This is a genomic window from Cryobacterium sp. Y29 (genome assembly GCF_002929825.1).
Classification (GTDB): Bacteria; Actinomycetota; Actinomycetes; order Actinomycetales; family Microbacteriaceae; genus Cryobacterium.
In genome coordinates, this window is sequence record NZ_PJJN01000036.1 from 286,493 (window position 1) to 301,807 (window position 15,315).

Sequence of the window (15,315 nt, forward strand, 5' to 3'; positions counted from 1 at the left end):
TGGGGCGGCCGGAAACGGTCGCCCCACGAAAACTAGTGAAAATTGATGATCCACAGAATTGTCGAGCCCCGATGGCTCACGAAAGGTAGTCATGCAAGAGATTAATATCGCCATGATCGGTGGCGGATTCATGGGTAAAGCCCATTCCCTGGCCTATGCAGCGATGCCCATGTTCTTCTGGCCGTCTCCAGCGCGACCGATCAAGAAGATCATCGTCGATGTGACCGACGACCTGGCGCGCACTGCCGCCGAGCGATACTCGTGGGACGGTTATTCGTCATCGTGGCGCGACGTAGTCAACGATCCCTCGATCGATGTAATCGATATCGCCACGCCGAATAACCTGCACGCCGAGATCGCAATCGCCGCGGCCGAGGCCGGTAAACATATCATCTGTGAAAAGCCTCTGGCCCCGACCGCCAGCGAAGCCCGCCGCATGTACGAGGCAGCCCAGAAAGCCGGCGTGGTAACGGCAGTTGCCTTTAACTACCGCCGAACCCCGGCTGTAGCGCTCGCTAAGAAGTACATCGACGAGGGCGCTATCGGCACCATCCTGAACTTTCGCGGTACCTATTTGCAGGATTGGAGCGCCGATCCGAACTCGCCGCTCAGCTGGCGTTTCCAGAAAGACATCGCCGGCTCGGGCGCCGTTGGCGACATCGGCTCGCACGTGGTTGACTTGGCCCGCTATCTGGTCGGCGAGATTTCCGAAGTTACCTCGCTGGTCTCGAACTTTATCCCCGACCGTCCGCTCCAGTCCGGTGGTTTTGATGCACTCGGCGGTTCCTCCACGTCTGACGGCCCGCGTGGTGCGGTCGACGTCGACGACGAGGCGATGTCGTTGATCAAGTTCCGAAATGGCGCGGTCGGCTCCCTTGAGGCAACGCGCAATGCCTGGGGCCGCAACAACTACATCACCTTCGAAATCCATGGCACTGAAGGCTCTATTTTCTTCAATTACGAGAACCGTGACGAGCTCCAGGTAGCGTTCAAGAACGACCGCGCCGATCGTCGGGGCTTTCGCACGGTATATACCGGCCCGAACACGCCGTATGGTGAGTCGCTTTGGCCAATCCCGGCGCTGGGTATCGGCTACAGCGAAACGAAGATCATCGAAGCCCACGACTTCCTCAAGGCAGTCGCTGAAGGCGGAACTGTCGAACCCAACTTTGCCGACGGCTACCAAGCAGCGCTCGTTGACGACGCCATTCTTAAATCCGGCCGAACCGGTGAATGGGTGCGGGTTCCGGATGTGACCGACCCGAACGCCACCGATGACTGAGACTGCTGGCGCCCCTCCAGCGGTAAGAATGCGAGGCATCGTCAAGAGCTTCGGCTCCGTCGAGGTCCTGAAATCCGTCGACATGGACATCGTCGCCGGTGAGGTGCACGCTCTCGCCGGAGAGAATGGCGCGGGCAAGTCGACCCTGATGAAGGTCCTGCAAGGCGTTCATCCGATTACCTCTGGCACTATCGAGGTCGCGGGCCAGCCGGTCGTCATTCGAACCACCGCCGACGCCGAACGGGCCGGCATCGGCATGGTCTTTCAGGAGTTCAGTCTCATCCCCTCGATGACGGTGGCGCAGAACATTTTTCTCAATCGGGAGGTTCGCGGTAGGTCTGGACTGGTTGACGACCGCGCTGCGGAGAGGGCGGCGCGCGCGATCTTTGACGGCCTGGGTGTCACGATCGATCCCAGGGCGCGGGTGGAGACGCTCGGCACCGCCTACTGGCAGTTGGTGGAAATCGCTAAAGCTCTGGCCAAGAACGCTAGCGTGCTGGTGATGGACGAGCCCACGGCCAGCCTCGCCAAACACGAGGTCGAGAACCTCTTCGAACTTATTGACAAGCTTAAGAGCCGCGGCATTGCCATCGTCTATATCTCTCATCGAATGGACGAGATCCGTCGGGTCGCCGACCGCATCACGGTTCTGCGAGACGGCCGTGTCGTGCTCGCCGCCGGGGTCGCGCAACTGACCGCGGCTGAGATCATCGAAGCGATCATCGGCCGGAGGCTCGCCTCTGACCTGGTGTATCGCGACCGGCAGCTGGCGGCCGATGCTCCGATTTTGCTGGAAGCGACCAACATTGGGAGCGACCGCGTGCTCAAATCAGTCAGCCTCACGATTCGGGCCGGAGAGATCGTCGGTCTCGCCGGGCTGATGGGCAGCGGACGCACCGAGTTCGCTCGTGTGGTCGCCGGCATGGACCGTCCCACCCAGGGAACGCTGAGCATCGATGGCAAACCCGTTCGCTTTAGTACCCCGATCGCGGCTCAGCGGGCGGGTATCGCGCTCATTCCCGAGGACCGTCGCGATCAGGGGCTAGTGCTTGACCACTCCGTCTCCGACAATCTCGCTCTTCCCGTGCTTGACCGCGTGAAGTCAGGAGCCTTCCTGTCCATCAGTAAGTTGCGCGAGCTGACCAATCAGCTCGTCACCCGCTTCGACGTCAAAGTCGCCGACCCCTTTGCGCCGGTCAGCCGGCTGTCGGGCGGCAACCAGCAAAAGGTCGTCGTGGCGAAATGGATCAACACACGCCCCCGTTTATTGGTGATGGACGAGCCCACCTCCGGTGTCGACATTGGCACGAAGACGGAGATCCTCGACATCGTGCGTGCATTCGCCTCAGAGGGCAATGCTGTGCTGTTCATTTCATCCGAATTACCAGAACTCCTCGCGGTCGCCGACCGCATCATCGTATTCCGCGAAGGACGCTCCGACCGCGAACTTAATCGCGACGACGTCGCAAGTGAAGAACAGCTTCAACTCATAATCCAAGGAGAGGCAGCATGAGCAGCCCCACAACGGCCACTAGGCCATCCCTCATCTCCCCAGCTGTAACTCGATTTGACTGGCGTAGCAACGTCATCTACATCGCCTTCGTGGTCGTGTTCATCCTGTTCGCCATCTTCCTCAGCAGCGACGGATTCCTCTCCGCCAACAACATGCTCAACATCGTGCGGCAGACGGCAACAATTTCGATAATGGCTGTCGCGATGACCTTTGTGATCGCCACGGCCGAAATCGACCTCAGCGTCGGCTCGATCGCCGGCCTCGCCTCCGTCGTAACCGCCATGGCAACGACCCAATGGGGTCTCGTTCCCGGCATAATCGCCGGGTTACTCTCCGGTGCCGCTATCGGTGCCATTAACGGCGGACTCGTAGCCCTATTGAAGGTCCCATCCTTCCTGGTAACGCTGGGTATGCTCGGCCTCGCAGCGGGACTTGCTCAGTGGATCACCTCCTCGGCACCCCAGCCCATCGGCAACACGTTGTATGTGCAGATATTCGGCGGTGGCGACTTCGGGCCAATTCCCGGGCTCCTCGTCTGGACGGTCGTGGCCGTTGCGATCGGATGGATCGCGATGAACCGAACGAGTTTCGGACGCCGTGTGTTGGCGACCGGTGGAAATCCCACCGCGGCCGCCTACACCGGCATTAGTACGGCACGGATTAAATTCACCGTGCTGCTCCTCTCCGGTATCGCCGCCGCTATCGCCGGGATGCTCTACGCGGGTCGGCTTGAGTCAGGCCGGTTCCAGTGGGGACAGGGTGACGAGCTCACAGTCATCGCCGCGGTCATTCTCGGCGGTACAAGTCTCTTCGGAGGCCGAGGGGCGATCATCGGTACGCTCGTCGGCTCCCTGTTCATGGGCCTGATTAACAACGGTCTCATCCTCGCCGGGCTCGACGTCGCCCAGCAGTCGGTCGTGCGTGGCGCAATCATCATCGCAGCGGTCGCTCTGTCGAGGAAGAAGTGACGACCGGACCGCTCCGGAGCGGCATCATAGGTACCGGTTTTATGGGACGTGTGCACACACGCGCTGTGCGTTCAGTAGGCGGCGTCGTCGTCGCCTACGCCGGCCGCGATGCCGGCCGAACACGACTAGCCGCTGATGAAGAGAACGTGCCGTTGGCTCTCACGCCAGAAGAGTTACTCGCCCATCCGGATGTTGATCTGGTACACATTTGCACTCCGAACGCGCAACACGTTTCACTAGCCCTGGCCGCAATCGCCGCGGGCAAGCATGTTGTGTGCGAGAAACCACTAGCCCTCACCGCCGACGACGCCCTCTTACTCCAGCGCGCCGCTGATGATGCCGGAGTCGTAAACGCCGTGCCCTTCGTCTACCGCTTCTATCCGACGGTTCGCGAAGCAAAGGCCCGAATCGCCGATTCGGGTGAACGCATCTGGCTCGCGCACGGTCACTACCTACAGGACTGGCTTTCGGAGCAGTCGAGCTACAACTGGCGGGTGACGGACACGGGATCCCGTGCCTTCGCCGACATTGGTGTGCACTGGTGCGACCTCTTCGAATTCACTACCGGTCATCGCATAGAAAGATTGCTCGCGCAGAGCTCTCGGCTACATGACACTCGTCTCTCGGACGCGGGCGAGGTCCCCGTCTCCACGGAAGACGGTGTGACCATGATGTTCCATACAGATCGCGGTGCAACAGGCTCTGTCGTAATTTCCCAAGCCAGCCCCGGCCGCAAGAACGAGCTGTGGATGTCGCTCGATGGTGAACACCGCTCGTATGCCTTCGACCAAGAAAATCCAAACAGTTTGTGGATCGGGTCAACCGCAGGAATCTCCATCATTCCGAAGGGGCTCGAGACTGTGAACCACGCTGCCGCCGCTCCCTACGTCACCGTACCGTCCGGACATCCGCAGGGCTACCAAGATTGCTTCGGACTATTCATGCGGGATGTGCATTCTGTAATCAAGGGCAAGGTCGTCAATGGCCTTCCCACTTTTGCTGATGGTGTGCGCGCGGCCCAGCTGACCGACGCGGTAATCGAGTCTTCGAAATCGGGTCACTGGGTCGAGGTAGTACCAACTCGTCAGCCGACCTCGAGGGCCGCATGAGCCAGCTGGCGCACCCCGTCACGTTATTCACGGGCCAATGGGCAGACCTCCCCTTCGAGGAGGTCGCGCGGCTCGCTTCTTCGTGGGGCTATGACGGGCTCGAGATCGCCGCGTCGGGCGACCACCTAGACCTAAAGCGCGCCGATGAGGATGCCGCCTACCTCGCGTCCCGCCTTGAAATTCTCGACCGGTACGGCTTGAAGGTCTTTGCCATCTCGAATCATCTCGCCGGGCAGGCGGTCTGCGACGCACCCATCGACTTTAGGCATCAGGCGATCCTGCGCCCGTACGTGTGGGGAGACGGTGAGGCCGAGGGCGTGCGGCAACGGGCGGCCGACGATATGAAACGTGCTGCGCGCGTTGCCCGAAAGCTCGGCGTCGACACCGTTGTGGGATTCACCGGTTCGTCGATTTGGCCGTACGTCGCAATGTTTCCGCCGGTGCCAGCGGCGGTCATTGAAGCCGGTTACGACGACTTCGCCGCACGTTGGAATCCCATCCTCGATATCTTCGACGACGAGGGCGTTCGATTCGCGCACGAGGTGCATCCCGGCGAGATTGCATACGATTATTGGACGAGCGTGCGCACTCTTGAGGCAATCGGTCATCGCACGGCGTTCGGTTTCAACTGGGATCCGAGCCACATGATGTGGCAAAACATCGATCCTGTCGGATTCATCTGGGACTTCCGGGACCGCATTTACCATGTGGACTGCAAGGACACCCGCCTGCGCCCAGCCAACGGCCGGGCGGGCGTTCTAGGTTCCCACCTCGCCTGGGGCGACCCACGACGCGGCTGGGATTTCGTATCGACGGGACACGGCGATGTACCGTGGGAAGACGCATTCCGAGCCCTAGAATCGATCGGCTACGGCGGACCCATCTCGATCGAGTGGGAGGATGCGGGAATGGACCGGCTCCACGGGGCGGCTGAGGCAATCGAGTTCGTTCGTTCTAAGCTGTGGACACGGCCGACCGATTCATTCGACGCGGCGTTCACAAACCAATGACGACGCCAGCGGAGTCGGCGTTCGTGGTCATTGCCCAAATACGGGTGGGTGAAGCGAAGCGCGAAAGCTTTCTCACGCATATCCTGGAGCTTGCCGAGCGATCCCTCGCCGATGAGACAGGCTGTTTACAGTACGACGTGATCGAACTGGATCGCGGGACCCGGCTGTTTGGAGTCTATGAAGTTTACCGTGACGCCGCGGCTTACGACTCACACCAGGCCTCCCGTCACTTCCACGCGTGGAAGGTCGTGGCAGAGGTCGTCATAGAGGAAAAAGGCCTCGAGGTCCACACCGGTCGGCGGGTGCCTCAGTCCCCTGCCGAGCGAACTCGCCCGAGTCACCCACGTGACTGACTCCCGCATTTTCCACATCAGGTCAACTGCGAAGGCGCACGTTCGCCATCGATGTTCGCCAAGCACGGCACCCGATTGCAGCGGTTAATCCGTCGGCATCCTGTCACACGTGCGGGTACTGAAAAAAATACGAGAAAAAGGAGTATTGAACATGGATATCATTCAAGACCACCACGGTGTCCCAGCAACTCACGGACGAGCCCTCGTCAATGGCGTTCGGCTGCACTACGTCGTCGCGGGGCAGGGCGAGCCACTGTTTCTGCTGCACGGTGTACCAAAGACGTCGTACCACTGGCGTCGCGTAATTCCTCTTCTGACGCCCTACTACACCGTCATCGCCCCAGACCTGCGTGGTCTCGGTGACTCGGAACATCCCAAAGACGGTTTCGACATGAAGAACATGGCGGAGGACATCGCGCAGTTGGCTACCCACCTTGGATACGACACGTTCAACCTGGTTGGCGAGGACTGGGGGGCATCAACTGCCTACCAAGTTGCCGCTCAGTACCCCGACCGAGTCAAAAACCTCGTCTACCAGGAGATGATCCTGCCCGGGTTCGGCCTCGAAGACTACTCATTCCTGACCCGCGAGAATGTCAGCACCTATGTCTGGCTGTGGCATATCAATTTCTACAGCGTGCCGGACTTCCCCGAGTTTCTCATTACGGGCAGGGAGCGGGAGTACTTCAACTACTTCATCAAGCACGAGGCACACAACCCCCAGGCGATCACGCCCGATGCGCTTGACGAATATGTACGGTGCTACTCCTCGCCCGGTGGGCTCCGCAGTATGTTAGAAATCTACCGCGCGACACTCGACGACGCGGACCAGAACCACGAATCCGCCAAAACCAAACTTAAGATGCCCGTCCTCGCTGTCGGGAGTGAATATTTCATCGGTGAGGACACCGAACGCCAGATGCGTGCGGTGGCAGAGGACGTGCGGGGGGTCATCCTCCCATGGGGCCACCAACTCGCAGAAGAAGATCCAGAAGCACTGGCTGCTGCTTACCTGGACTTCTTCGGGAGATCCTGATCCCTGCCATATCGCTGAGTAAAAATCGAGCATAGCGTCGGAAAGGACAGATTAGATTATGGCCACACCAGAAAACCCAGGAACTCGTTTCTTCACCGTTGCGCAGAGCGCAACCGGATCATGGAGCTTCATCGATCCCGAGGGAAAGCCGTTCGTGTCCCTGGGCGTGAACCACATCGACGACTCAGATTTGCGATATCCCCACAACGTCGACGTCTGGAATGAAAGATATGGATCTCGGCAGAAATGGGAACAGGGCCTTGTCGCAGACTTGCAGTCGCTGAACTTCAACACCATCGGTTGGACAAGCCAGTACATCAGCGGAGGGTGGGGCGAGGCGCTCGACTGGTTCGGTGACCCCGTCGATCTTGGCCACTCGCATCCGTGGCCCGATCGCGACCTGCTGGAGGCGGGTATGCCCTATGTCGTACAGCTCCGGATGCAGGAAATCGAAGACTGGAATGGCCACCCCGCATACCGCGACGTGTACGGCGAAGACTTCGCCAAGTATGCGGATTGGCTCGCGCGACGAATGACTTCAGATCACAAAGACAGCTCGAACCTGATCGGATACTTTCTCGTCGACATCCCCGGGTGGATCCCCCACGCAGCGGGACGGTTCTGGCCAGGCTTCGACGGCCTATCCCCGGAAGAGCACGACGCCAAGTTGTTTGACGTCGCACAGCAGTACTACAAGACAATCACCGAGGCCATTCGTCGCTACGACCCTAACCACTTGATTTTGGGCGACCGCTACAACGGTAATAAGGGTATCCCCGAAGTCGTGCTCCGCGCGATGAGCGACTATGTTGACGTTCTTTCCGTGCAGTATTTCACCGGCAAATCCCCGGCAGAATACGCGACGATGATCGGCGATCTCCGCCATTGGCAGCACCTCACCGGCAAGCCCGTACTGATCGCCGATATCGGCAATTGGGTACCTACTGCGATGAATCCACACCGTACAAGCGATATGGAAACGCAAGAGGAGCGCGGAGAAGACTATTTGAACGGACTGGCAACGATCATGCAGGAGCCCTGGATTATCGGCTGGCATTGGTGTGGCTACATCGAAAACCTGGGTCGCGGCTGGGGAATCAAGGACCCCCAGGACAATTTCTACACGGATATGACAGACCCTATGCGCACAGCCAACGCCGCCGCGCAGACCACCATCGCCGACCGCTAAATCGAAACTTGGAGCGAAGGATAAGATTGCCACAGATGACTCTGTATACGAAAGGCATAGCCGGTTTGGGCGCGCTGCCAGGTTCGCCCTGGATCAAAGCCCACGGTTAGAAGACATCGACCTCGACACGGTCCGCGCTCTAGCCCTCATGGGCAGCAATCCCCCGCAGCCTGGACCGTGCCGCACCTACCAACTCCCATCGTGGACATTATCGACCTCACCGGGCATGACCTAGCCGCCCTGTCCAAAGCAGACGTCTACACCCTGCCCCAGCGATCCGAAACGACACCGACCGAAGCGCCAGACTGCGTGGCCAAGAGAACCGGCCGCGGACGCCGTCGTAGACGTGGTCATCGGCGATCACGATGAGGATTTTGTGCAGTCCATCACCGACTTCAGCGCCAGCAGTGCGAAGCCGAGGCTGGATCCTGGGCAGACTGTCGTTGAACCGAAGTCTGGAAGTGCGGGTACGGTCGGTTTTTGCAGGCTGTTGATCCCGCTAAATCTGCAAGCGGCGCGGCTTGGTCTTGGAACTCCAGAGTTTCGACCCAGTACTGCACCTCGGAGACTTGGTAGCGCATCTCGCGCCCGACTCGAAAGCCGCACGGGCCGCGACGGGCGTGGAGTAGATCACGCATGGTCTGGACCTTCACGCCGAGGTGAGCGGCGAGTTCGCTGGTCGTCAGGACCGCCTCGAGGCCCGGAATTGCGTGTGATGTCTCGGTCACACCAGACAGGTGCACGAAGCCGTCCGAGCGTTAACGAGGAGGCTCGAGGCGCACCTTCGGTAGAGGCAAAAAAAATCCGGCGTAGCCATGGGCTACGCCGGATTTGCGCCGTGTCAGTCATTTTTCACTCCCTGAAAAGGGACCTGAAACCTGTTCTCACCTGGACTTTTTCGTTGCGGGGGCAGGATTTGAACCTACGACCTCTGGGTTATGAGCCCAGCGAGCTACCGAACTGCTCCACCCCGCGCTACAAGTACAAATTTAGCACACCCAGAAAGCACGCCCGACCACTTTGGGTTGGTATCGCAAAAAACTACTCAAATTTCGCCTTTTCTGGTATCGAATACCATCGGCTCAACGAGCGCAAGCCCCCACCCGAGACGGGTGAGGGCTTGCGGCCGGTCTTGCGGTCGGACTATTCGCCAAGCAGAGCGAGCATGCTCGCGATCGTCTCCGCGAGCTTGGCGTCAGCGGTGCCGTAGTCGGCGAAGTTGCCGGCGGCGAGTGCGGTTGCCTTGTCGGCGAGCGCCGTCTTGGCGACGGCGAGAAGCGACTTGAGTTGGGCATCCGTTGCCGCATCGCCGGTCGACTCGGTCGGCACGTCCGCGCCGCCGGTAGCACCATCGGTCGTGCCACCCGTTGCGCCGTCCGTGGCAGCCGGGTCCGGCACGGCCGTATCACCGGCCGTCGCACCCGAATCGCCGCCGAACAGCACATCGAGAGCACCGTCGAGGGTGTCTTCGAACGCGATCTGGTCACCGAAGGCCACGAGCACCTTCTGCAGCAGCGGGTAGCTGGTCTCACCCGTGGACTGCACATAGACCGGCTGGACGTAGAGCAGTCCGCCACCGACCGGCAGGGTCAGCAGGTTTCCGTTCAGCACGGTCGAGGAACCCTGGCGCAGCAGGTTGAGTTCGGTCGACACGGCCGGATCGGCGTTGAAGACGTTCTGCACCTGGCCGGGGCCTGGGACAGTGCCGTCCTTGGGCAGATTCAGCAGTCTCAGCTGACCGTACCCCTCGGCGCGCACACCGTCTTCCGATCCGGCGTCGGCGTCAACGGCGAGATAGCCGTAGAGCACGTTTCGGCTGGATTCACCCGTTGCTTCCGGCTGAAAGGTCGTGTATAGCGAGAAGGACGGGGCATCCGCTCCCGGTACCTGCATGGTGAGGTAGTACGGCGGCTGCAAGGTGGGGTTCGTCGCCGGAGAGTCCGGGTCGTTCGGTGAGATCCACGCGTCGTCCTTGGAGTAGAACGATCCCGGGTCGGTCACGTGGTACTGCCCGAGGATCGAGCGCTGAACCTTGAACAGGTCGGCCGGGTAGCGAACGTGACTCATCAGGTCGCCGCTCATCTCGCTCATGGGCTTGAGCGTCGACGGGAAGATCTTTTGCCAGGTCTGCAGTAACGGCTCTTTGTCGTCCCAGGCGTAGAGGGTGACCTCGCCGCTGTAGGCGTCGACGGTGGCTTTGACCGAGTTTCGCATGTAATTGATGCTGTCGAGGGCGTACGGCTGCGGTGGTGTCTCGGTGTCGGCGATGGCATCGCTCAAGCTGACCGGAGTGGAGTACGGGTATTTCGCCGACGTCGTGTAGCCGTCGATGATCCACTTCACCCGACCATCGACGACCGAGGGGTAGGCATCGGAGTCGAGCGTGAGGTACGGCGCGACCTTCTGTACGCGGGTGACCGGGTCACGGTCGTAGAGAATCTCCGACTTGTCGTTGACCGAGGCCGCCAAAAAGATCTGCTCGGATTGGAACTTGAGCGCGTAGATGAGCTTCTTGAACGCGTTGTCCAGTTTGGGACCACCGTCTCCGGAGAAGGTCGTGTAGGTCTGGCCAGCACCCTCTTCGCCCGACGGATAGTCGAGTTCGATCGGGTTGGAACCCTCTTCGGCACCGACGATGGAGTACTCCGGCGAGGTCTCACCGAAGTAGATGCGCGGCTCGAAGTCACCGAGCGCACCGCTGGTGGGAATGCCTGATTCAAGGAACACCGGCTGCCCGTCGACCGAACGCTGGTTGCCGTAGGCGGCGACCACACCATAACCGTGGGTATAGACGGTCTTCGAGTTGACCCAGGTGTTACCGGTGTTCAGGCCGTCGATGTTGAGGTCACGCACGGCGACGACGGTGTCCTGAGAGGTACCGTCGATCATGTAGCGGTCAACGTCGAGGTTGCCGGGGAACTGGTAGTACTGGCGGAACTGCTCCAGCTGGGCGAACGAGTCGCTGACCAGCGCCGGGTCGAGAATACGAATGTTGGCGGTGGTTGCGGCGTCCGCGCGCAGGGCGCCGGGCTCGGCGGTAGTCTTCGCGTTGTAGGGAATCTCCTCGATGCCGGCGACGTTGTAGGCATCCCGGGTGAGATCGATGTTGCGCTCGATGTACTGTGCCTCAAGAGACTTAGCGCTCGGCTCCACCTGGAAGCGCTCCACGACCCAGGGGTAGAGCGATCCGATCAGGAGGCTCGACACGATCAGCAGGGCCGTGCCGATGACCGGCAGACGCCAGCGGCCGATGATGGCCGTGAGAATGAAGAGCAGGGCGACCACTGCAGCGATGCCGGCAAGGATGGCGCGGCCGGGGATGGTGGCGTTGACGTCGGTGTAGCCGGCGCCGGTGATGAGTGTGCCCTGGTTGGTCAGGGTGGAGTACTGGTCGAACCAGATACTCACGGCCTGTAGCAGCAGATACAGGGCCGCCGTGACGGCGATCTGTACGCGGGCCGCCTTGGAGATGAGCACCTCACGGCCGGACACCCGGATGGACCCGTACAGGTAGCTGGTAGCGACCGAGACCAGGGCCGAGATGAGCACGACGGCGGATGCGAAGGCGAGCACGGCCTGATACAACGGCAGATCCATCAGGTAGAAGGAAATGTCAAAGCCGAACTGCGGGTCAACGCGCCCAGTCTCGGTGCGGTTGAGCCACATGAGCACGGTCTGCCAGCGGGTGGCGGCGGCCACACCGGCGAACAGGCCTAGGAGCGCAGGGATGCCGAACATCGCGAGGCGACGCAGCGGCTCGATGACCTGCTGGTAGCGGTCAAGCTGCGAGTTGAGCTTCGCATACACCGGGCGCAGGCGGTAGGCCAGCTGAATGCTCACCCAGACGGGCACGGCCATGGCGACGAACCCGATCAGGAACAGCACGGTGCCGGCTATCCACTGGGTGGTCAGCACATTGAGGAATCCGAGTTGGTCGAACCACAAGACATCGGTATATAGTCCGGCGAAAATAAAGAACAGGATCACCAACCCCGCGATAATTGCTGCGGAAATTGCTAGCGGGGCTCGGCCGCGCCCGGGGGCGTTGTCGGCTGCTGATGAACTCACGAATTGGCCTCTTGCGCTCAGTCATTAGGTACAGGGTGATCATTAACCGCGTGATCAGGGTCACGTCTATCTTACTTAAGCACCCCTGAGAGAGTCACCATTGCCGAGCTGTCCTGAGTTTTTCCTGCGACGCTAGCTCGTTGGACAGGTCGGAACCCCGCTCGTGTCGCCGGTCTTGATCGCGTCCAGGGCCGCCAGCGCCTCATCGAGGGTAGCAACGGAGAACACGGTCAGACTGTCGGGGATATTGCCGGTCACCTCGTCGCAGTTACCTGCCGGAGCCAGAAACCAGCTCGCGTCATTCTCGACGGCGCCATACAGCTTCTGCTGGATGCCCCCGATCGGGCCGACCACACCGGACTGGTCAATCGTGCCGGTACCGGCCACATTCTCACCGCCTTGCAGCTCTCCGGGGGTGAGCTTGTCGATGATTCCGAGCGCGAACATCATGCCGGCGCTCGGGCCGCCGACCTTGTCGAGTTGAATCTGCACCTCGAACGGAAAGTCGTAAGCGACTGAGACGTTGACCCCGGCCACGACCGTGCCGGCGCTGTCGATCGGGGTGACCTCGACGGTGCGCGCTACGCCGCCTCGCACGATGTCGAGGCTGGCCGCCGTCTCGGCGCCGTTGGTCTGCAACGCGGCACGCAGCTCCGCGACGTTGACAACCGGCGTCCCGTTCACCGCAGAGATCTGATCCTCAGGTTCGATCACGCCCGCCGCCGGGGAGCCATCGGGCAAGCTGACCACCGTGACTGTCGTTGGGTAGTCGTAGCCGAGATGAGTGAGGGCCGCGGCGATGGCATCCTGTTGGGAATTGATCATGTCGGCGCTGGAGCGCGCATCACGTTGTTCGGTGCTGACATTGGCGGGAAACACCTGGTCGATGGGGAGGACGGCTTCACTCGGGTCAAGCCATGCTCCGGCGACACTGAGCCAGCTCGGGCGGTTCTCCCGGTTGCCGAGCAGGGACACCGTGAGCAGGTCGAGCGTGCCCTTGGTCGGGTAGACCGTCTCACCCGGAATGGTGATGAGGGCGGTCTCGACGTCGTTGGAATCGGTGGCGGAGCCGAGAGTGTTGTAGACCGGTCCGGGCTTTTCGATGACGTAGGGGGCCGGCATGACGCCGAGAATCACTCCGGCGACGAGGGCGATCAACAACGCCGTCCAGCCGATCGAGGGGCGTCGACGCCGTGCACCCTGGGGTGCCGGTGAGTCATCGGTGAAGAGAGCCACCGTGCTCCTTCCGTATTGGTTCCTGCCAGGTTCGGGGTCGTGTTCGCGACGGGCGCACTGCAAGCCCTTCAGCCTAGGATATTTCCCAGCCCCGAGCGGGCTACTCGCACTAGCGTAGAAGTATGCAACTGAGAGGGGCCTGAAGTGGCCGACGACTCCCTACCCCCGAACGACCAGAACCCGGGCGAGCCCGGCGATAAGAACCCCAGTGACGAGTTCCGTGACATGCTGCGCGACATTCTGAGCGGCAAGAGCGGTATCGACCCGGGCCAGCTCGCCAACGCGGCCGGCCTGCCCAATGACCCGGCCAGTGTGGCGGCTCTTATGCAACAGCTCCAGGGCGCTATGAACTCCCAAGGCACCGGTGTGGACTGGCAGATTGCGCTCACCCAGGGCCAGCAACGAGCGGCTAACGGCCAGCTCACGGCGACCGACGAGCAGCAGACCCAGCTGCGCCAGGCTTTTCACATCGCGGCCCTCTGGCTCGACGACGTCATCTCCGTGGCCGAACTGACCGTTGAACCCCGAATGATGACCCGTCGCGAGTGGGTTACTGCGACCATGCCGCTGTGGACCCAGCTGGCCGAACCCGTAGCAACGAGTATCTCCGATTCGCTCACCCGGGTCTTCGCCGAACAGGTGCCCGAAGAGATGCAGGGCATGGTGGCCAACGCGAGCCAGCTCGTACGCAGTATCGGCGGCACCCTCTTTGCAATGCAGCTGGGCCAGGTCGTCGGCCAGCTGGCCAGCGAGGTCGTCAGCGGCGGCGACGTCGGCATTCCGCTGCTCGGCGAGCAGCAGGCTGCCCTACTCCCCCAGAACGTTTCCGATTTCGGCGCCGGCCTCGACGTTCCCACCGACCAAGTGCAGATCTACCTGGCCGTGCGTGAGATTGCCCACGCCCGACTGTTTCGGCACGCCCGCTGGCTGCGCCTGCATCTGACCAGCGCGGTCACGGCGTATGCGCGCGGTATCAGCATCGACTCCAGCCGTCTTGAAGAACTCGCCGGAAGCTTCGACCCCTCCAACCCGGAAGACCTGCGTCAGGCCATGGTGGACGGTTCACTCATCCAACAGAAGTCCGAGTCGCAACTTCTAGCACTGTCGCGCCTCGAAACGATGCTCGCCCTGGTCGAAGGCTGGGTTGATGTCGTCACCGCCCGCGCCACGATCCGGCTGCCCAAAGCCGATGCCATCGCCGAGACTGTCAAACGCCGCCGGGCTTCCGGCGGTCCGGCCGAATCCGCTTTCGCGACCCTCGTCGGTCTCGAACTGCGCCCGCGCCGACTGCGGGAGGCCGCAGCGATGTGGCAAGCCGTGACGGATGCCGTTGGCAACGAAGCGCGCGACGCCCTCTGGTCGCACCCCGACCTGCTGCCCACCGAGCAGGACATCGACGATCCCCAGCAGTTGATCGCCCGCCTGACGAGCGCGGCACGCGGCGAGCCCGAGGTGCTCGACGACGTCGATCAGGCCCTCGAAGATCTGCTGCGCGATGACGGCGCCGAGCGCCCACACGAGGCATAAAGACGCGCAACATTGCCGCAACCT

The 15,315-nt window shown here is 61.4% G+C and carries 12 protein-coding genes and 1 tRNA gene; 9 read left to right on the forward strand and 4 right to left on the reverse strand.

Annotated features, from left to right (window positions below; translation table 11 throughout):
* The first annotated feature begins 91 nt into the window (after positions 1-91).
* The 8 genes from CXY74_RS14545 (at position 92) to CXY74_RS14580 (ending at position 8,460) form a co-directional block, all read left to right on the forward strand.
* The gene (locus tag CXY74_RS14545) at positions 92-1,282 is read left to right on the forward strand and encodes a Gfo/Idh/MocA family protein (protein WP_104201070.1); all 1,191 of its coding nucleotides are present in this window, start codon (positions 92-94) and stop codon (positions 1,280-1,282) included.
* Entirely contained in the window at positions 1,275-2,795 is a 1,521-nt protein-coding gene (locus CXY74_RS14550; protein WP_199183245.1) for a sugar ABC transporter ATP-binding protein, read from the forward strand. The genes CXY74_RS14545 and CXY74_RS14550 overlap by 8 nt, the downstream gene beginning before the upstream one ends.
* Complete coding sequence (locus tag CXY74_RS14555; RefSeq protein ID WP_104201072.1) at positions 2,792-3,763, forward strand: ABC transporter permease; 972 nt, start codon at positions 2,792-2,794, stop codon at positions 3,761-3,763. The genes CXY74_RS14550 and CXY74_RS14555 overlap by 4 nt, the downstream gene beginning before the upstream one ends.
* A complete protein-coding gene (locus CXY74_RS14560; protein ID WP_104201073.1) occupies positions 3,760-4,872 on the forward strand; it encodes a Gfo/Idh/MocA family protein in 1,113 nt (370 codons plus the stop codon). The genes CXY74_RS14555 and CXY74_RS14560 overlap by 4 nt, the downstream gene beginning before the upstream one ends.
* Positions 4,869-5,882 carry a sugar phosphate isomerase/epimerase gene (locus tag CXY74_RS14565; protein WP_104201074.1) on the forward strand — a complete coding sequence of 338 codons (1,014 nt, stop codon included), beginning with the start codon at positions 4,869-4,871 and terminating at the stop codon, positions 5,880-5,882. The genes CXY74_RS14560 and CXY74_RS14565 overlap by 4 nt, the downstream gene beginning before the upstream one ends.
* Positions 5,879-6,235 (forward strand): putative quinol monooxygenase, encoded by a 357-nt coding sequence (locus CXY74_RS14570; protein WP_104201075.1) that lies wholly within the window; start codon positions 5,879-5,881, stop codon positions 6,233-6,235. The genes CXY74_RS14565 and CXY74_RS14570 overlap by 4 nt, the downstream gene beginning before the upstream one ends.
* Positions 6,236-6,386: 151 nt before the next feature.
* Positions 6,387-7,271 (forward strand): alpha/beta fold hydrolase, encoded by an 885-nt coding sequence (locus CXY74_RS14575; RefSeq protein WP_104201076.1) that lies wholly within the window; start codon positions 6,387-6,389, stop codon positions 7,269-7,271.
* Between the two features lie 166 nt (positions 7,272-7,437).
* Positions 7,438-8,460 (forward strand): agarase, encoded by a 1,023-nt coding sequence (locus CXY74_RS14580; protein ID WP_233193422.1) that lies wholly within the window; start codon positions 7,438-7,440, stop codon positions 8,458-8,460.
* A gap of 395 nt (positions 8,461-8,855) precedes the next feature.
* Here the strand turns inward: CXY74_RS14580 and CXY74_RS18450 are convergent, their stop codons facing one another.
* From CXY74_RS18450 to CXY74_RS14600, 4 genes are all read right to left on the reverse strand, one after another.
* A complete protein-coding gene (locus CXY74_RS18450; RefSeq protein WP_199183246.1) occupies positions 8,856-9,203 on the reverse strand; it encodes a helix-turn-helix domain-containing protein in 348 nt (115 codons plus the stop codon).
* Positions 9,204-9,361: 158 nt separating this feature from the next.
* Positions 9,362-9,435, reverse strand: a tRNA-Met gene (locus tag CXY74_RS14590).
* Between the two features lie 168 nt (positions 9,436-9,603).
* Positions 9,604-12,528 (reverse strand): UPF0182 family protein, encoded by a 2,925-nt coding sequence (locus tag CXY74_RS14595; protein WP_233193423.1) that lies wholly within the window; start codon positions 12,526-12,528, stop codon positions 9,604-9,606.
* A 132-nt stretch (positions 12,529-12,660) separates the two neighbouring features.
* The gene (locus tag CXY74_RS14600) at positions 12,661-13,764 is read right to left on the reverse strand and encodes a PDZ domain-containing protein (protein ID WP_104201078.1); all 1,104 of its coding nucleotides are present in this window, start codon (positions 13,762-13,764) and stop codon (positions 12,661-12,663) included.
* 225 nt (positions 13,765-13,989) lie between these two features.
* On the opposite strand from CXY74_RS14600, the gene CXY74_RS14605 reads away from it, so the two are divergent.
* Complete coding sequence (locus CXY74_RS14605) at positions 13,990-15,291, forward strand: zinc-dependent metalloprotease (protein ID WP_104201173.1); 1,302 nt, start codon at positions 13,990-13,992, stop codon at positions 15,289-15,291.
* Positions 15,292-15,315 lie beyond the last annotated feature (24 nt).